The organism is Rhodococcus sp. NJ-530 (assembly GCF_003860625.1).
GTDB lineage: Bacteria > Actinomycetota > Actinomycetes > Mycobacteriales > Mycobacteriaceae > Rhodococcus_F > Rhodococcus_F qingshengii.
In genome coordinates, this window is the sequence record NZ_CP034156.1 from 399440 (window position 1) to 417111 (window position 17672).

Sequence of the window (17672 nt, forward strand, 5' to 3'; positions counted from 1 at the left end):
GACAATCGGGACGAGGTAGAAGCCCGCCGCCCCCGGCGAGTGGACAGCCGGAGGGCAGGTCCTGCGCGGACGAACTGACCACTCAGAATCACCGCAGCAACAAGATGCTAACCAGATTCGAACCCGAAATGCCAGTTTTCCTGCAGTGCTCAATGTTTGGGATCTTCGTCCACTATTCCGACGACAGACGTGATAGGTCAGGAGTGCACACTGAATGAGGGGTGCATCCGCGAATCCGTCGATGACTCAGAGGTCCGAGAGAAGCGATTACAGGACAGGCGGGCAGTATGGCGGTGGTGCACCCGATACCGGACACGCGGTGTACGTGCCGAACCCAAGGACGATGAAACCCGAATCCGAAATGACCGTCGCTCAAGGTGGCAACCACACCAACGAAAACCCTGGTGATTCAGCCGATACCGAGTCAGAGGCCAGCGCCGTACCCGTGGACGCGATGACCGCTGAGTGTCCATCGCGGCATCGGCGTAGGAGCAGCATCCTGAGTCGGTGTCGGAACGACTCGACTAGCCACCGAGCTTTTCGCACCATCACGACAGAAGTACTGTCGTCAAAACTCACGCCCCCCCCGGGAGAATTCAGTAAGCAGTGCCACACCGATATCGAGTCCACGAATCCATGAAAAAATTGAGGCCATGCGGACAGGATTCGGAGTGTGGATTCGTGATCAGATCGATGCTCGGGGTTACGAGAGCACCGAGGAGGCTGCCCGGGCGCTAGGGGTGTATCCGTCGTTGCTGCGTCATTGGGCAACGATCGTGCGATCGCCGTCCCCGCAAGTTCTTCGGCAGGTCGCAGTGTTGTTCGATGCGCCCATACAAGACGTGCTGATCGCCGCCGGCTACATGACCGAAGAAGAGAACCGCCCTCTCTCCCCGACCAGGATGTCGCTGCAACAAATGTCGAACAAGCAAATCCTCGACGAGATATGCCGCCGCACAGTAGGAGACACCGGAGGACCCCCTATTCCAGTGCGAGTGAACGGAGTACTTCACACCCCAGACGGATGGACCAGCACACCTTAGGCGTTCCGCCCCTCGGTTCGTTCGCTGTATCGAGACCAATTGCTAGCAAGCCGAGTCGTCCTGCCGCTCGTCGGACGCACTCTCACTGCCGCGCTGGCAAGGGAAGCAAGCAGCGAGTGGGCAGAGCAGACCACGTAGGGTCTTCGGCAACCGCACCCCGACGATCGAGGCGATCACCCGGCCCCAACAGCACCAAGTTACTGCAGATCGAGGTGCAGCCGCAGCGCGTCCTCGAGTGCGGCGAAAGTCTCCATCCCGACCTTGCCGACAGGTTCAGGATCCAGACGCCGAACCGATACCGAACGCACTTGCTCCGCTTGCGCTTTCGACGCTCGCGCCAAACCTGACTCGTCGGACTCGACAATCACCTGAAACGGAAACACGTGCGCGGTATTGGTAGTCAACGGAACCACGGTGATCACGCCCCTGCCGAGATTTTCTGCAGTAGCGTTGGCCCGGTCGTTGCTCACCACCACCGCCGGTCGTCGTTTCGCCGCTTCACTGCCCTGCGCCGGATCGAGATCCACCCAGTGAATGTGCGCGCGGCGAATCATTCGGTGTCTGCCGTGACAGCGTCCCACACTTCATCTACGTCACCTTCAGCAAACGCTGCAGCGTAGTCACGTTCGAGTCCGGACGTCGAGAGTAGGCGGAGTGCGGCTCGAATTCCTGCCGACCGGCCACGAAGTCCGTGATCACGCACATACTCGTCGAGTAGGTGCGCATCCTCGTCAGGCAGACTTATGGTAAATTTCGTGGTCATACTTTAAGCGTACCAAAGTATGATCTGGTGGTCACCGTGAAACGGCTACACCGCTCACCAGTAAGAAAGAGCCCATTACCACCCCGACGCGTCTCCGAACCTCATAGCCACCCGGAGATGCCGTCCTGATTTGATGTACCTTCACGGTCAACAATCCTGCGATCTGGACGAGCACCGTCAACATCATTCAGGAGTGGTGACCCAGGACCAGATCGCGGACGTTTCGGGGACAGCGACCCGCGACTGCGCTAGCGAGGTGGCAGAAGTTGGTCCAGAAGAACCTTGGCACCGGTAAGCGACAACGCTCGATTAGCCCGACGCAACTCACGTAACGCGACCAAAGGTTGCTCCGAAGCAGAAATTCCCTCCGACTCCAGTACGTCTACAGCCCAACGCGTTCCGGCTTGGACCGCTTCATGCTCGGTCCCGCCGAACACGTCGGCCAGATTCTTCCTGCCGCCCACAGGACGGCGCGCCGCGACAGCAACACCCACCACTAAAGCCAGTGCGTATAGAGCGCGATCACACCATGAAGGCCACCGCCGATCTACCGGGAGCGCCCGACGCAAACTCCGCTCTTGCAGGGCTCGGCACTGAACAAGTCTCAGCCAACCGACGGCACTTCGGTGATGGCGTCGGCGGTCACGAGCATGTCGATCTCGACGCTGTTGGTTCCGTCGCCATCGGTGACGCGCACAGTTACCCCTGCCAGAGCCATTGGTCGTCGTGCATTTCCGCCCAGAATTTCAATTCAGATAGCGACTTCCATCGAAACTAGTTGTTACACAGTCACTTAAGAAAGAGAACTGACACAACTTGAAAGTTACCGGTGAGATATTTCCACTGTTACCGATCGCCATCCGAGCAACAAACCACGGGCCATCGGATCCCCGTCGCATGACGAAAGACGTGCGGGCCGATCCACATGATCAGCTGTCTGCGCCGCCTCGGATGTCGTCGCGGTGCAGGGACGCGAGTTCGGCGAGGTGAGTTCCGACCCGATCAAGCGGGACACCGACCGTGACGAGATCGCGAGAACCTCGTCCTGCACCTATCCCACCGTATAGGTCGGCAGATGCACACAACGGACTAACGTCGACCACGTCCAGCGCCGTCGTCTCGACAGCAGGACCCACACCACCATCAAATGCCGAGAGCCGCGTGCATGGTGCGATATTGAGTGCCCCTTTCGCCCTTCCGGACTTACCCGTGGACGTGCAGACTCATACAGTTACTGTGGACGCGCAGTCACACTTAGTTTACTGTGGGCACATCTGAGATAGATGCCACAAAGGAGCCCGAAATGCAGTTCCTAACACTTCGTCGGACGCGGCGTAACGCGCCATCTGTCCGGTTAACTCCGGGGCGCAATACCGTCAACGAACATCGCGATTACCACGACACTCTGCGCACACTGTCCGAGGCATCCTCGACAGGGCTCCACTTCGAGGCGTTCAAAGACATCGCCTGGAATTCGCCCGAGTTCGCCGCCCCGCGGACGACCCAAGATGGACACTCCCCGCGGTCGACCCCTTGTCCCACACCGACTGGTACCGCGCGCTCTCACCCCAGGAACAACGGCGGGTTGCCCGGATTCGGCTCGCATCTATAACAAAGACCGGCTCCCAGTTCGAGCAACTGCTCCTTCTCGGCGGTACCCAGTTCTTGATGGGCCTGGCGAACGAGAACCCCGAATTCCGCTACTTCATGCACGAACTCACCGAAGAGACACACCACATCCAGATGTTTCAGGAGTTCACCAACCGGGTGGCTCCGGAGGTCCACGGTGCCCCAACGTGGCTTGTCAAGGCCTTCCCCCTGGTCGGTTCGCTGGGATCGCTGTGGCCCAGTTTCTTCTTTCAGATCATCCTCGCTGGAGAGGAGCCGATCGACCACATCCAGAAGAGCATCATGCGCGGCGGTGGCATTCACCCGCTCACCGACCGCATCATGCAGATCCATCTCGCCGAGGAAGCACGTCACATCGGGTTCGCCCATGCATGGTTGCGCCATCACGCTCCGCGCATGAGCCGATTCAACCGCCTCGCACTCGGCCTCACCACGCCTGTAGTCATGCGCATAGGGTTTTGGTCCATCGTCGTCCCGAGCCGGCAGGACGCGACGTTGCTGGGTATCCCCCGCAATGTTCTGCGCGAGACCTATTCGATGCGCAACCCCGATTTCCGGCGACTCCTTGCAGAGTCCTGCGCAGACGTCCGGAGCCTCGCCGACGCCAACGGAATGCGCACCCGGCTCACCCTCTGGTCCTGGCGGCTTACCGGAACCGACGGCCGGCTGTCGCGTTACCGCAACGAGCCGTCGAGGGCCGCGGCTTGACGATCTGCAACCCGAGACGCAGCTGCCCCTCTCCCACTTCGACAGACAGCTGCGTTACCCACTCACCGCGGTCGAGGCAATGGCGCACAGAAATCAGCGCGCCAACCACAGGCCCACACCCGAATCGGCACTGTCACGTTAATCGAAAAGTGAAGCGGCGAAGGATGTTTGGGGAATTCTGTTACAGGGCACTGCTGGGGCAGTTCACTTTCAGGCGGCGACACCGGCCGCGGTGACTTCCTGCCAGACCGCGAAACGGTCGGCCATCTCGGCACGCCATTCGGGCGCGGTCAGTCGATACCGACCGGGCTGGAAATGCGGTGAGATCGAACTAAACGCGGACAGGAAACGTTGCGCGTGCCGGGCCGATGCGAACCGTTTCATCGCATGTTCCCGCTGTCTGGTGGGTTGATGCGAGTTCTCGGCCCGATTGTTCAAATACTTGGATCGGCGATGCTCGACCGAGGCCAGCATCTCGCGGTGAGCGACGCTGTAGCTGGTCAGCTTGTCGGTAACGATCACCCGCGGCACATACTGCAAGCCCTTGAGCAGCTTACGGAAGAATCGCTTGGCGGCGTTGCCGTTTCGGCGCGACTGGACCAGCACATCGAGCACGTTCCCGTGCTGGTCGACCGCCCGCCACAAGTAATGCAGTGTGCCGTTGATTTTGATGAAGACCTCGTCGAGATGCCACTTGTCGCCGGGCCTGGACCGCCGTCGGCACAGCTGGTTGGCGTAGGCCTGCCCAAACTTGGCGCACCACCGGCGGATCGTCTCGTAACTCACCACGACACCGCGTTCGAGCATCATCTCCTCGACTTCACGGAAGCTGAGCGGGAACCGAAAGTACAACCACACACAGTGATTGATGATCTCGACCGGGTAGCGGTGGCCCTTGTACGACAGCATTGCGGTGCTCACGCCACATTCTCCCAGTTTGCCGCGTTCAACAACGTGACAGTGCCGCTCCCACACCGCCGAAGCACTTCAACCGATCCGTCACTGCAGCATCATCGAGAAGCCGTCCTCGACACCGGCAGGTCCCGGGCCCGCTGGCTGTGATGTCTTCGCGCTGGCGGCGTCGGCGGGGAGAGGATTTCGCAGTGAGCAGCACCGCTCTCTCCGGGATCGAGGCGACCACCGAATCCGGCCCGCGGTGCTGCACGAAACCTTGGGGCTCCATCGAGCCAGTGGCAATCGGCCCGTGGTTGCCTCACCATGGAGCGGTGACTGCTAAGCGTTGCCGATCCACCGCCGATCCTGCCGAACCCCTTTCCGATGCCGAGCTGCTCATCGGCCTGGTGGTCTCACCATCCCTGAGTGCGATGCTCGGCCCCGAGGTCACCACCTCGGTGCGCAAGATTTTGGTGCAGCGGTATCCGGGAGTGCGCTGGCAACTGAAGATGGCCGAAGACCGGCTGGTCGATCCACCCACCGAGACCTTGGACCTGCTGGAGGCGGCCCGAAACCGCGTGCTGGAGGAGAACTGGGATTTGGCCGTGGTGCTCACCGAGATCCCCTGAAGACCGGCCGACGTCCGGTGCTCACCCAGTCCTACCCCGTGCACGGGGTAGGACTGGTCTCCGTCCCAACCCTGGGAGCCGTGCACGTGCGGCAGAAGGTGCAAGAGACCACCGTGCACGTGGTCGGGCAGCTCCTGGGCTACGACGCCGAAGACCTCAACGCCCAGCGGGATCTTGCTCGAAGAGCCCACCAGCTGTCCACCGATCTCGACGAACGCCCGGACGACAACGTCGTGCAGTTCACGGCCCGAGTGCTGAGCGGCAACGTGCGGTTGCTGCTGGGCATGATCCGCGCCAACCAGCCTTGGGCCTTCGTGGCCCGGCTCTCCCGGGCGATGGTCGTGGCAGCGGCCACCGGCATGCTGACATTGGTGGCCTCGGACCTATGGGTACTGGCCATGGCCTACGGGCCGGTGCGCCTGGTCCTGCTGGCGGTGATGGCGATCGGGGCGGTGAGTGCCACCCTGATCCTGGGAGCCGACTTGTGGGAGCGCCCACGGCGGCGAGCCCAACGTGAGCAGGTGATCCTGTTCAATTTGGCCACCACCGCGACCGTGGCCATCGGGGTTGTGGTGTTCTACCTCGGCTTATTCATCCTGTCCTGGGTCGGCGCGCTGCTGCTCATCGACGAGCAGGTACTGGCCGGTGTCGCCGGTCACCCAGTGAACGCTTTGGACTACGCGAAGATCAGCTGGCTCACCGCCAGCCTGGCCACCGTGGGCGGAGCACTAGGAGCTGGACTGGAGGACGACGATGTGGTGCGCGCCGCTGCCTACACCCGGTCCAGCACCTGACACAGCCCCAGCACAGAAGAAACTGAAACATCTACGCGTTGATGCCACGTCTATGCAGGTGTCATTGCCGGTCGCGATGACTTGGTGGGCTCAGCGCAGTGCGCTGCCTCGTACTCGGCGGGTGGGGCGTTGCCGAGGCGGGTGTGCGGGCGGGCGCTGTTGTACCTGTCGATCCGGGATCCGCACCGCCCTGCCGGACGCGCGGATCGCAGTCGACAAGTGGCATCTCGTCGCCCTCGCCAACCTCATGGTCACCCAGGTCCGTCAACGGATCACCCGGCAACTGCACGGCCGCCGCGGCACCGCCACCGACAAAGTCTGGGCCAGCCGGCAACTGCTGCTCACCGGCTACGAGCACCTCACCGTCAAGCAAAAGGCCCGGTTCAACGCCGCCCTCGCCGCCGAGGATCCGACCAACGAGATCGCCGCCGCGCATGCCGTCAAGGAACGCCTGCGCCTGCTGCTGGCCGAACACCAGCCGCACCAGATCCGGCGCAGGCTGTACGACTTCTACGACGCCGCCGCCCGCGCCGACATGGAGGAAACCAGCCGCCTAGCGACCACGATCGACACCTGGTGGCCAGCGGTGCTCGTCGCGCTCACCGAGGACGTGACCAACGCCCGCACCGAGGGCTTCAACCGGATCATCAAGCAAACCAAGCGTGTCGGATGCGGCTTCACCAACATGGACAACTACCGAAGGCGCATCATGGTCCACATCGCCCTCACCCGAGGGCAGAGACCAGCAGCATGAAATCAGCACACGCCCCGCTCAAATGCGGAGAGCCCCCAAAGGTGTGCGGTGTGTTTTCCTCGTACCGAGTGGCCCAGGTGATAGTGGCCGAGGATGCAGTGAGTATCCGATTCGGGTCTCCGCAGCGGGTTTCTCTTCGTTCCGTCGAGAACCCGTGTGCAGAACCTACGTCGAATATCGTCTCCATCAGTGTCGGACGGTACTCGAGTGCTGATGCGGAAAAACGTACAGTCAAACCACAGGACCTACTCAGTGAATGTGTGGATCAAAGTCGGGCGAGAGTGTCGAAGACCGCCGCCCGGGAATTGCAGCTCCGACGTGCTCAGGACTGGCCGGACTTTCGCTGGGCGTGAGAATCAGTTGTCGAGTATTTCCCGGCATTGTTCCGGGGTGTTGCCTTGCTGCAGGCAATTCGACCACAGGACCTGGGGATGGTTCGGCGGATTCGTTACTGTCGGGGTGCTTGTCGTGGTCCGAGGAGTGCCAGCTGTTGGCGGTGCATCGGTCATTCCGGCTTCGGCCCGAGGGTCGGGGAAGGTCATTCCTAGTGAGTTGGTGCACGTGGTTCCGTCGCAGGATCCTCCGTTGGCGGTGATTTCGCTGACCCGGTTGATCGCTGCGGGGCCGGCGCATTCGTCCGTCCAACCGTATGTTCCGTCCGTGAACGCGGTGTTCGGGCCGGGCGAGGTGCAGTAGTCGATGTGCTTGGTCACCGCCGGCGTGGGCGTGTCGATGAATGTTGCCTCCGCTGTGGGCGGTTCGACGATGGTTTCCGTCGTGGGTTCCACAATCGTGGTACTGGAGACCGGTGTGAGTGTCCCTGAGGAGCTCGGTGTCGTGGCGGTTGCAGTTGCTCCCTCAGACGAGGCAGGTTCGGTGGATGTGCCCTGGTCGCTGCATGCACTGAGCGCGAGAAGCAGGATCGGCGCTGCTAGCCAGGATTTTTTCATTGTCATTTGTGATCGCTTCATCCTGTGGACGGGTCGGCGTGTGGTGGCAGAGCTAGGACGGGTGTCAGCGGCGCATTTCTGCGTACGCTTGTCGCCGCAGCTGTCGAAGTTGCCGCCCATCGGCCAGTTGCCAGTCCCTCCAACCGTGCCGTTGCCGGCCCATGATGTCCGTCAACGGCGCCGAGGGTGGCCCGTAGCGTTTCCCGTCGACGTCGAGGGCCCCGTCCCGCGTGATCGTTGCGATGTAGGTGAGCCCGCGGCCGGTATCGTGATACGTCAGCTGGTCGCCGACCTGTAGATGGCCGAAGAGCATGAGCTGCAAGATGTCGTCGTCGTACGCGATCGGGGCGGAAGACGGCATGATTCGATCGGGTTGGTGTGTGAGCATGGAGGATTCGGATGTCGAATCGTCGCCGTCGCACGAGTTCGGATTCGCCTCGTCAGGTTGTGCGGTTGCGGTGGCTGCACCCGCGAGACGATGTTCCGTTGTAGGTGTCGGTATCTCGACTTTGTCTGCGTGTTGGTTTCCCGAGCCCACGAGGTTTCCGATCCCGCGGCCCACCCACCCGAGCCCGGATCCGACTCCTGAGACACCGGCACCGATCGCTTTGCCGGCCGCGCCGGCGACAGCAAAATCCGATGAGCACAGGACAGTCCACCCAGTTCGTGGCTGACCCGAAGTTGAAGTTGGTATTCCCAATTTTGTGTCCCAAGGACACGCGGACGGTAATGCTGCTCAACGCCTGCGATACCCGCAACGCTGCGGGCCGGACCGCCCGCAACACAGATCCCGCCCGCCCCGTTTTGGTCGTTCTTGGAATAGTCGTTCAGCTGGCGGGGCGGTCTGTCACTGTGACCGAGATCTGCTGGGTCTCGCCACCGCGGAGCACGGTCAAATCGACTCGATCGCCCGGGTCGAGGGCACGGAGCGCCGCGATGAAGTCCTCCGCCGACTCGATGTCGTGGCCGTTGACCGCGGTGATGACATCGCCCGGCCGGATACCCGCCGTCGCAGCCGGACCGAGCGGGACGACCTCGAGGACGACGGCACCGCTGGTGCGGTCGACTGCCAGTTGTTCGGCGATCTGCGGGCTCAGCGTGCCGGGCTGAATGCCGACGTACGCATGCTGGGCAGTTCCCGAGGCCAGCAGTTGGTCTGCGACGTCGACGACATTCGCCGCGGGGATGGCGAAGCCCAGAGCCACCGCACCCGCCGACGGGGGAATGTAGGCCTGGCTCATCCCCACGACCCGCCCTTGTCCGTCGATCAGGGCACCCCCGGAGTTACCCGGCGAGATCGCGGCGTCGGTCTGGATCAGGTCGACCAGCGGCGCCCCGGTGGAAGCCGACCCGGGGATCTGACGGTGCAATCCTGAGATGATGCCCGAGGTGACCGTGGCCTCGAACCCCAGCGGACTGCCCACGACTACGGCGAGCGCGCCGACCTCTGGCAACGCTGTCTCGAACGTCGCCGCAGTCAGATCCGTGCGGTCCGCTTGAAGGACCGCGACGTCGGTCACACGATCGACGGCCCGCACGTTCGCGGACACCTGTTGCCCGTCCGCGAAGGCCACACTCACCTGCCGGGCACCCTCGACCACGTGGGCGTTGGTGACGACGGTGCCGTCGGTCTTGTAGACGATGCCGCTGCCCACGCCGGACCCGGTAAGCACGGTGACGACCGAGGCCTCCACCTGCCGGACCAGTGCCGGCAGGTCTACGGCAGGTCCCGCTGAGGGCGTCGAGGTGGTGGGAGCCGAGGCGCCGCATCCCGCGAGGAGGAGGACCACGATCGCGACCAGCGGCACCCAGATCGAGGAACGTACGGTCGACGGTACGCGCATCAGCCACCGCCTCCGTGAGGAATCGGTCTCCTACTTGCACCTGCCGCGAGCGGGCCCACCCGATCAACATACCCCCGGCGGCGCCCGAGACCGGTCACCGAACCGCTTCGATGCACCCAGGCAACCGGCATCGACGAACGGCAGCGCGCATGCTCCACCACTGAGAGCCAAGATGCTTCGTATCTTGTTGCGCTGCCAACTTTTTCATACAATTCTAATCTGGAGCGTCTCCGATTCGGTTGCCGCCCAGTGGAATCCGGTGGGCATGGCTCCAGTGGATGGATAAACCGACCGTTCGGAAAATGGATTTCTCCCGCCGGTTTCTCTCGGCGCCAGGAACTTGTCGTTCCGCCATCGAGCACCTGCTCCTGTACGTGAGCATGAAGGAACGGCTATTGCCAGCGTGTCAGCGACTGTACTGTCATTGCGGAATTCGCTTCCCGCTTTCGACTTGTGCGGGCCTTGCCACTCACCGCGTCGGCTGCGAAGATGACTGCATCGGGAGTTCTACTCGTGGACGCACCGCAGTAGTGGCCGGTACCCGGAGTTGCGTGTACCGGTCGCCTCGAGCGGGTTCCGGCGGACATCTATGCCCAGGGCAGGTATGGACGCCATTGCGCCTCTATTGTCGACGCCCGATAGGCGAATTTGCGTCGACCCCCGACAAGGGTTAGCGTCATTTCAGTGATTGCAAGCCAGGACTGTCGATAGGCGAATTGTGTTGACCGCCCGAAGGCGGATGAAGAACTCGCATTGCGGTTGGGCCGTTCGTGAGCCCAACCGGTTGACCGACGGACGGGCCGTACCGGTACGCACAGGCTCGGCGAAACCCCACAACATCGACGCCGAGGGGGCGTAATGTCAGAGTCCAGTGGCGGAACCTCCGCCGTAAGTCCACACCCACCTGCTCGCCAGGTGATTGCGACATTCGACACCTATGCCGACGCCGAGAGCGCCGTCGACTACCTCTCCGACCAGCATTTCACGGTAGACAAACTGGCCATCGTCGGTCGCGACATCGAGCTGGTCGAGCAGATCGTCGGCCGATTGAACTACGGCTGGGCCGCTCTGCGCGGCGCCGCCGCGGGCGCGCTGACGGGTGCGCTGTTCGGCTGGATCTTCGGGTTACTCGATTGGGTTCAGCCGCTGCTCACGGGCCTCGCGCTCGCCTTCTACGGGTTGGTATTCGGTGCCGTTGTGGGCGCTCTGCTCGGCCTGCTCATGTATGCGCTGCAGGGCGGCCGGCGCGACTTCACCTCAATCCAGTCATTACAACCACGTCACTACGAAGTCCTCGCCGATGTCGAGGTCGCGGACGAAGCCGTCCGCTTGCTCACCGGCCGGACCGATCGAAAGGAATGAGTCATGGCGACTGCTGTGGGTATAGACCTGGGCACCACCAACTCGGTCATCGCAAGCTGGCAAGGCGGCGAGCCGGTGGTGATCTCCAATGTCGAGGGAGCGCGGACGACGCCGTCGGTGGTGGCGTTCACCGAGAGCGGCGAGCGCCTGGTGGGTCAGCTTGCCCGACGGCAGGCGATCTTGAATCCGAAGGGCACGATCTACTCGGCGAAACGCTTCATCGGACGTCACTACGACGAGATCTCCGAGGAAGCCAAAGCGGTCAGCTTCGACGTCGTGCCGGGTGACAACGGTGAGGCCCGCTTCGACGTGCGCGGCAAGAAATACGCACCGGAGGAGATCAGTGCCCTCGTGCTGCGCAAGCTCGTCGACGACGCGAGCAAGTTCCTCGGTGAGAAGGTCAAGGAAGCGGTCATCACCGTTCCGGCCTACTTCAACGACGCGCAACGAAACGCCACCAAAGACGCCGGCCGGATCGCGGGCCTCGAGGTTCTGCGGATCATCAACGAGCCGACCGCTGCGGCACTCGCGTACGGCATGGACAAACAGACCCACGAAACCGTACTGGTCTTCGACCTCGGCGGCGGAACCTTCGATGTGAGCCTGCTCGATGTCGGCGAGGGAGTGGTCGAGGTTCGTTCCACGGCCGGCGACTCCCACCTCGGCGGCGACGACTTCGACCGACGCCTGGTGGACTACCTCGCCGACGAATTCCAGCGCGCGGAGAACATCGATCTGCGCAAGGATGCGCAGGCATTGCAGCGCCTCTTCGAGGCCGCGGAGAAAGCCAAGGTCGAGTTGTCCTCGGTGACACAGGCCCAGGTAAACCTGCCCTTCGTCACCGCTGACGCGAACGGTCCCAAGCACCTCACCACCACGATCATGCGATCGAAGTTCGAGGATTTGACTGCCGATCTGGTGGAACGCTGCCTCGACCCCGTGAAGCAGGCGATGAGTGACGCCAAGGTCGCCGCCAACGACATCGACGAGGTGATCCTGGTCGGTGGTTCGACACGTATTCCGGCTGTACAGGCGCTGGTTCGCCGGCTGACCGGCGGCAAGGACCCCCACATGGGCGTCAACCCGGACGAGGTCGTTGCCCTCGGAGCCGCAGTCCAGGCAGGCGTGCTCAAAGGCGAGGTTTCCGATGTGCTGTTGCTCGATGTCACCCCACTGTCCCTCGGCGTCGAGACGCAGGGCGGGGTGATGACGAAGATCATCGAGCGGAACACGACGATCCCGGCACGGCGCAGCGAAGTGTTCTCCACGGCGGAAGACAATCAGTCCGCCGTAGACGTCGTGGTGTTGCAGGGCGAACGCGAACGTGCGGCCGACAACCGGGTGCTGGGCCGGTTCCGGCTGGAAGACATCCGCCCCGCGCCACGTGGCGAGGCCCAAGTCGAAGTCACTTTCGATATCGATGCCAACGGCATCCTGAACGTCACCGCTCGCGACAAGGATACCGGCAAGGAACAGAGCATCACGATCAGTGAACAGGGCAACCTTGATCAGGGTGAGGTCGAGCGCATGTTGGCGGAGGCCGAACGGAACCGGGGTGAGGACGAGGCGCTGCGCAAGGCGGTCGACGCGCGCAACGGGCTCGATTCGGTTGCGTATCAAGTGGAGCGGCGACTCGCCGAACTCGGTGACAGTGCCCCGCCGCATGAGAAGGCGCGGGCCGAGATGCTGATCGCCGACGCCAGGAAGGCGGTCAAAGACGGTGCTTCACCCGCGGAGGTAGAGCCCCTGACCTCGGAGCTCCAGCAGCTGCTCTACGGGCTCGCGCCGGTCCAGGACGGCGGCGACGGACACCAGGCCGGCGGCGCAGAGGCTGCGTCGTCGGATGACGACGACGTGATCGACGCCGAATTCGATCGAAGCTGAGGCACACGATGGAAAGGTCTGCAGATCATTCGACGACCGAGCCGGCTACCGACGGTACCGACGGGGATCAGACCGAGACGGCGCCTGATCGCACCGACACGGGGGCCGAGTTGGCTCAACTCGAGGACCGTTGGCGCAGGGCCCTCGCAGATCTGGACAACCTGCGCAAGCGATATGCCAAAGATCTGGATCGTGAACGCGCCGCGGAAGTAGCGAAGGTTTCGGCGGCGTGGCTGCCGGTACTGGACAATTTGGAGCTTGCGCTGGCCCATGCGGGCAGCGATCCGCAGGCCGTCGTCGAGGGTGTGAAGGCGATCCGGGATCAGGCGGTGCAGGTGCTCTCACGGTTCGGCTTCGAGCGCCACGACGAGGTCGGTGTGCCGTTCTCCCCGGAACTCCACGAAGTGGTCAGTGTGGTAACCCGACCCGACCTTCCCTCCGGGACCGTGGTCGAGGTCTTGCGCCCGGGTTATGGAGAGGACGGGCGGCAGCTGCGGCCCGCCGCGGTGGTCGTCAGCCGCCCCGAGGGGTGAGCACCGATGGCGCGTGACTACTACGAAGTGCTCGGGGTCCCGCGGGGCGCCGGCACCGACGAAATCCAGCAGGCCTACCGCAAGCTGGCCCGCAAGTACCACCCCGACGTGAACAAGGACCCCACTGCGGAGGACAAGTTCAAGGAGGCCAATGAGGCCTACCAGGTGTTGTCCGACCCGGACACCCGGAAACGCTACGACCGATTCGGTGACGACTTCCGGCGTGTGCCCGAGGACTACGACGAACGGGTCCGGGCAAGCGCCGGCGGGTACGGCGGCGGCGGGTACGGCGGTGGCGGGTACGGCGGTGGCGGGAGACGGGTGCACTTCGGTCACGGTGTCGGTGGCGAGGGCGGCGTCGACTTCGAGGACCTCTTCGGGCAGATGTTCGGCGGCGGCGGTGGGTTCGGGCCGATTCCCGGCGCCGATCAGGAGGCCGAACTGGAACTGGCTCTGGAAGAGGCCTATCAGGGCGGAAAACGCACTCTCAGACTGGACGGACGGCAGTATGACGTCGACATTCCAGCCGGCGTCCTGGACGGCCAGCGAATCCGGTTGGCCGGGCAAGGAGGCCGGGGCAACGGTGACGCGCCGCCTGGGGATCTGTACCTCGTGGTGCGGATCAAGCCGCATTCACGGTTCCGCGTGCAGGGTCGGGACATCTACGTCGATCTGCCCGTATCGCCATGGGAGGCGGTCCTCGGGTCGACCGTCGTCGTTCCCACCCCGGGTGGCGAGGCGAAAGTCAAAGTGGTGCCTGGCTCTTCGACTGGTAGGAAGCTGCGCCTGCGCGGAGAGGGAATGCCCAATCCGCGGGGCGCCAACGGCAACCTCTACGCCGAAATCAAGGTGATGGTTCCGTCGAAACCGACAGCACGTGAACGCGAGCTGTTCGAGCAGTTGGGCGCCGAATCGAACTTCGATCCGAGGAAAGAGACATGAGCACCTCAACGCCGATCACTCAGTACGTATTGGTTCGCCGTGCCGGTTTGTCGCCGGATGCCTTCGCCGAACGTACCGGGCTGCACCCCGACCTGGCACGAAAGCTTGTGGCTCTCGGACTGCTCGACGCCCACCGCTACGCCGGCGGAGAGATGTCGTTCGACCCATCCGAAGTGACCCACGCCGCACGCATCCAACGGCTGCGGACCGGCCTGGGCCTGAACTACTCGGCAATCGGGCTCGTGCTCGATCTGCTGGATCGAATCGAGAAACTCGAAGCAGCGGCCCGCAGAAGGAGGACACCCCCATGGACACCGGCAGCTTGACTGAAAAGTCACGAGAAGCCCTGCAGGAAGCCCAGAATGTTGCGACCAGAATGGGTCACACCGAAGTCGACGGAGAGCACCTGCTGCTCGCGTTGGTCGATCAGCAGGAAGGGTTGGTACCCCGACTGCTCGAGCAGGCCGGCGCGAATGTCGAAGCACTTCGATCCGATCTGGATCGTGAACTGTCGCGTAGGCCGAAGGTCAGCGGCCCCGGCGCGACCCCCGGTCAGGTGACGATCACCCAGCGTCTGGCCAAGCTGCTCGATGCCGCGGAGCGGGAGGCGAAGCGACTCAAGGATTCCTACGTGTCGGTGGAGCATCTTGTGATGGCCCTTTCCGAGGAGGGGTCGGCCAGCGCGGCCGGGCGGGTCCTCGCCAGTCACGGGGTCACACGGGACGCCTTCCTCACGGCGCTGACGAAGGTGCGCGGCAATCAGCGTGTCACGTCGGCCACCCCGGAGGGGGCGTACGAGGCATTGGAGAAGTACGGGCGCGACCTCGTCTCCGAGGGGCGGGCAGGCAAACTCGATCCGGTCATCGGCCGGGATGCCGAGATACGCAGGGTAACTCAGATCTTGAGCCGGAAAACGAAGAACAACCCGGTGCTGATCGGCGACCCCGGTGTAGGTAAGACTGCGATTGTCGAGGGTCTCGCCCAGCGGATCGTCCGCGGCGACGTGCCCGAGGGCCTACGCGACAAGACGATCTTCTCGCTCGACATGGGTTCTCTGGTGGCCGGTGCGAAGTACCGCGGCGAGTTCGAGGAGCGACTGCAGGCCGTGCTGTCCGAGGTGAAGGCTGCCGAGGGGCGCATCCTGTTGTTCGTCGACGAGTTGCATACCGTGGTCGGAGCGGGCTCGGTCGGCGGCGAGGGGTCTCTCGATGCCGGCAACATGCTCAAACCGATGCTCGCACGCGGCGAACTGCACATGATCGGTGCCACCACTCTCGACGAGTATCGCAAGCACATCGAATCCGATGCGGCACTGGAGCGTCGATTCCAGACCGTTCTCGTCGACGAGCCCAGTGCCGAGGATGCGATCTCGATTCTGCGCGGACTTCGAGAACGCCTCGAGGTGTTCCATGGCGTGAAAATTCAAGACGGTGCATTGGTGGCCGCCGTGACCCTCTCGCACCGGTATATCACCGACCGCTTCCTTCCGGACAAGGCGATCGATCTCGTAGACGAGGCATGCGCTCGGCTCCGCACCGAAATCGATTCGATGCCTGCCGAACTCGACGAGCTCACGCGGAAGGTGACCCGTCTGGAGATCGAAGAGGCCGCACTGTCCAAGGAAACGGACGCGGCCAGCAAAGCGCGCCTCGAAGAATTGCGCAAGGAGCTGGCCGACCTGCGGGCCGAGGCAGACGCCCGGCACGCTCAATGGGAGGCGGAGCGGCAGGCGATCCGGCGGGTGCAAGAACTGCGAGGAGATTTGGAACGGTTGCGCGTCGAGGCCGAGGCCGCCGAACGCAACTACGACCTCAATCGGGCAGCCGAGTTGCGATACGGCGAGATCACCGAGCTCGAACGCCGGCTCGAGGCGGCGGAGGAGCAACTGGCCACCAGACAAGGCCGAAATCCGTTGCTGCGTGAAGTGGTCACCGAAGACGAGATCGCAGAGATCGTGGCCGCATGGACGGGTATCCCGGTCGCCCGGCTGCAAGAAGGTGAGCGGGAGAAGTTGTTGAAGCTCGACGAGATCCTGCACGAGCGGGTCGTCGGTCAGGACGAGGCGGTGCAACTGGTCGCGGACGCTGTGATCCGGGCGAGGTCCGGTATCCGTGATCCTCGTCGACCGATCGGTTCGTTCATTTTCCTGGGCCCGACGGGCGTCGGAAAGACCGAGCTTGCAAAGACATTGGCCAGCGCCCTATTCGACAGTGAAGACAACATGGTGCGCCTCGATATGAGCGAGTACCAGGAACGGCACACGGTGAGTCGGCTCATCGGTGCACCTCCCGGATACGTCGGGTACGACGAAGGTGGCCAGCTCACCGAGGCGGTGCGGCGTAAGCCGTACTCCGTGGTGCTCTTCGACGAGATCGAGAAGGCCCACGCCGACGTCTTCAATACCCTGCTGCAGGTGCTCGACGACGGCCGGATCACCGATTCTCAAGGGAGGCAAGTCGATTTCCGGAACACGGTGATCATCATGACCTCCAACATCGGATCCCAGCATCTCCTCGACGGGGTCACAGCCGACGGCGAAATCAAGCCGGACGCCAGGGAACGGGTGATGGCAGAACTGCGCGGGCATTTCCGCCCCGAATTCCTCAACCGGGTCGACGACATCGTGCTGTTCTCCCCACTCACCCTGCCCCAGATCGAGTACATAGTGGAACTGCAACTCACCGACCTTCGAAACAGGTTGTCGGAGAGACAGATACACCTGGAAATCACGCCGGAGGCACGCCGACTGATCGCCGAACACGGGTTCGACCCTGTCTACGGTGCGCGGCCGCTGCGCCGATACATCGCACACGAGGTCGAAACCAAGATCGGCCGTGCACTGTTGCGCGGCGAGATCAAACCGGACGGCACCATCAGCGTCACGGTGGACGGCGGCGAGCTTGCCGTCGCGTATGCCGAACCCGCCGTCGCGGCGGCCTGAGA

At 63.2% G+C, this 17672-nt stretch carries 15 protein-coding genes and 1 pseudogene; 10 read left to right on the top strand and 6 right to left on the bottom strand.

The features are described from left to right. Positions 1–653 precede the first annotated feature (653 nt). Entirely contained in the window at positions 654–1043 is a 390-nt protein-coding gene (locus EHW12_RS33675) for a helix-turn-helix transcriptional regulator (protein ID WP_007728194.1), read from the top strand. A gap of 197 nt (positions 1044–1240) precedes the next feature. Here EHW12_RS33675 and EHW12_RS33680 read toward each other — a convergent pair whose 3' ends face one another. Next, a complete protein-coding gene (locus EHW12_RS33680; protein ID WP_003943396.1) occupies positions 1241–1597 on the bottom strand; it encodes a type II toxin-antitoxin system PemK/MazF family toxin in 357 nt (118 codons plus the stop codon). Beyond that, the gene (locus EHW12_RS33685; RefSeq protein WP_003943374.1) at positions 1594–1806 is read right to left on the bottom strand and encodes a ribbon-helix-helix domain-containing protein; all 213 of its coding nucleotides are present in this window, start codon (positions 1804–1806) and stop codon (positions 1594–1596) included. Before EHW12_RS33685 ends, EHW12_RS33680 begins: the two co-directional genes overlap by 4 nt. Positions 1807–3339: 1533 nt before the next feature. Between EHW12_RS33685 and EHW12_RS33695 the strand changes: the two genes are divergently transcribed. Then, positions 3340–4143 carry a diiron oxygenase gene (locus tag EHW12_RS33695; protein ID WP_346774242.1) on the top strand — a complete coding sequence of 268 codons (804 nt, stop codon included), beginning with the start codon at positions 3340–3342 and terminating at the stop codon, positions 4141–4143. Between the two features lie 210 nt (positions 4144–4353). Here the strand turns inward: EHW12_RS33695 and EHW12_RS33700 are convergent, their stop codons facing one another. Beyond that, positions 4354–5052 (bottom strand): IS6 family transposase, encoded by a 699-nt coding sequence (locus tag EHW12_RS33700; RefSeq protein WP_125053503.1) that lies wholly within the window; start codon positions 5050–5052, stop codon positions 4354–4356. Positions 5053–5369: 317 nt separating this feature from the next. Between EHW12_RS33700 and EHW12_RS36105 the strand changes: the two are divergent. Further along, positions 5370–6460, top strand: a pseudogene (locus EHW12_RS36105) (hypothetical protein). A gap of 76 nt (positions 6461–6536) precedes the next feature. Next, positions 6537–7214 (top strand): transposase, encoded by a 678-nt coding sequence (locus tag EHW12_RS33710; protein ID WP_238054044.1) that lies wholly within the window; start codon positions 6537–6539, stop codon positions 7212–7214. A 356-nt stretch (positions 7215–7570) separates the two neighbouring features. On the opposite strand, the gene EHW12_RS33715 is transcribed toward EHW12_RS33710, so the two are convergent. The 3 genes from EHW12_RS33715 to EHW12_RS33725 all read right to left on the bottom strand — a co-directional run bounded on the left by EHW12_RS33715 (position 7571) and on the right by EHW12_RS33725 (position 10008). Then, positions 7571–8170, bottom strand: coding sequence for a hypothetical protein (locus EHW12_RS33715; protein WP_073513841.1), 600 nt, complete (start codon positions 8168–8170; stop codon positions 7571–7573). A gap of 58 nt (positions 8171–8228) precedes the next feature. Beyond that, the gene (locus EHW12_RS33720) at positions 8229–8525 is read right to left on the bottom strand and encodes a DUF4357 domain-containing protein (RefSeq protein WP_125053507.1); all 297 of its coding nucleotides are present in this window, start codon (positions 8523–8525) and stop codon (positions 8229–8231) included. A gap of 466 nt (positions 8526–8991) precedes the next feature. After that, entirely contained in the window at positions 8992–10008 is a 1017-nt protein-coding gene (locus EHW12_RS33725) for a trypsin-like peptidase domain-containing protein (protein WP_019288211.1), read from the bottom strand. A gap of 858 nt (positions 10009–10866) precedes the next feature. Between EHW12_RS33725 and EHW12_RS33730 the strand changes: the two genes are divergently transcribed. From EHW12_RS33730 to clpB, 6 genes are read left to right on the top strand one after another with little or no spacing between them, the layout of a single operon-like run. Beyond that, a complete protein-coding gene (locus EHW12_RS33730; RefSeq protein ID WP_005203454.1) occupies positions 10867–11370 on the top strand; it encodes a general stress protein in 504 nt (167 codons plus the stop codon). Positions 11371–11373: 3 nt separating this feature from the next. Continuing rightward, positions 11374–13254, top strand: a complete 1881-nt coding sequence (dnaK, locus tag EHW12_RS33735) for a molecular chaperone DnaK (RefSeq protein WP_125053509.1) — start codon at positions 11374–11376, stop codon at positions 13252–13254. 8 nt (positions 13255–13262) lie between these two features. Further along, positions 13263–13787: a nucleotide exchange factor GrpE gene (locus tag EHW12_RS33740; RefSeq protein WP_125053511.1), complete on the top strand. Its 525-nt coding sequence runs from the start codon at positions 13263–13265 to the stop codon at positions 13785–13787. A gap of 6 nt (positions 13788–13793) precedes the next feature. Beyond that, positions 13794–14729, top strand: a complete 936-nt coding sequence (locus EHW12_RS33745; RefSeq protein ID WP_125053513.1) for a J domain-containing protein — start codon at positions 13794–13796, stop codon at positions 14727–14729. After that, positions 14726–15055, top strand: a complete 330-nt coding sequence (locus EHW12_RS33750; protein WP_116057643.1) for a chaperone modulator CbpM — start codon at positions 14726–14728, stop codon at positions 15053–15055. Before EHW12_RS33745 ends, EHW12_RS33750 begins: the two co-directional genes overlap by 4 nt. Next, complete coding sequence (gene clpB / locus EHW12_RS33755) at positions 15037–17670, top strand: ATP-dependent chaperone ClpB (RefSeq protein WP_116058255.1); 2634 nt, start codon at positions 15037–15039, stop codon at positions 17668–17670. Before EHW12_RS33750 ends, clpB begins: the two co-directional genes overlap by 19 nt. Positions 17671–17672 lie beyond the last annotated feature (2 nt).

Bases quoted from the DNA above. Each gene is read 5' to 3' on its own strand.
- EHW12_RS33675 (WP_007728194.1), top strand. From the start codon at position 654: ATGCGGACAGGATTCGGAGTGTGGATTCGTGATCAGATCGATGCTCGG.
- EHW12_RS33680 (WP_003943396.1), bottom strand. From the start codon at position 1,597: ATGATTCGCCGCGCGCACATTCACTGGGTGGATCTCGATCCGGCGCAG.
- EHW12_RS33685 (WP_003943374.1), bottom strand. From the start codon at position 1,806: ATGACCACGAAATTTACCATAAGTCTGCCTGACGAGGATGCGCACCTA.
- EHW12_RS33700 (WP_125053503.1), bottom strand. From the start codon at position 5,052: ATGCTGTCGTACAAGGGCCACCGCTACCCGGTCGAGATCATCAATCAC.
- EHW12_RS33710 (WP_238054044.1), top strand. From the start codon at position 6,537: ATGACTTGGTGGGCTCAGCGCAGTGCGCTGCCTCGTACTCGGCGGGTG.
- EHW12_RS33715 (WP_073513841.1), bottom strand. From the start codon at position 8,170: ATGACAATGAAAAAATCCTGGCTAGCAGCGCCGATCCTGCTTCTCGCG.
- EHW12_RS33720 (WP_125053507.1), bottom strand. From the start codon at position 8,525: ATGCCGTCTTCCGCCCCGATCGCGTACGACGACGACATCTTGCAGCTC.
- EHW12_RS33725 (WP_019288211.1), bottom strand. From the start codon at position 10,008: ATGCGCGTACCGTCGACCGTACGTTCCTCGATCTGGGTGCCGCTGGTC.
- EHW12_RS33730 (WP_005203454.1), top strand. From the start codon at position 10,867: ATGTCAGAGTCCAGTGGCGGAACCTCCGCCGTAAGTCCACACCCACCT.
- dnaK (WP_125053509.1), top strand. From the start codon at position 11,374: ATGGCGACTGCTGTGGGTATAGACCTGGGCACCACCAACTCGGTCATC.
- EHW12_RS33740 (WP_125053511.1), top strand. From the start codon at position 13,263: ATGGAAAGGTCTGCAGATCATTCGACGACCGAGCCGGCTACCGACGGT.
- EHW12_RS33745 (WP_125053513.1), top strand. From the start codon at position 13,794: ATGGCGCGTGACTACTACGAAGTGCTCGGGGTCCCGCGGGGCGCCGGC.
- EHW12_RS33750 (WP_116057643.1), top strand. From the start codon at position 14,726: ATGAGCACCTCAACGCCGATCACTCAGTACGTATTGGTTCGCCGTGCC.
- clpB (WP_116058255.1), top strand. From the start codon at position 15,037: ATGGACACCGGCAGCTTGACTGAAAAGTCACGAGAAGCCCTGCAGGAA.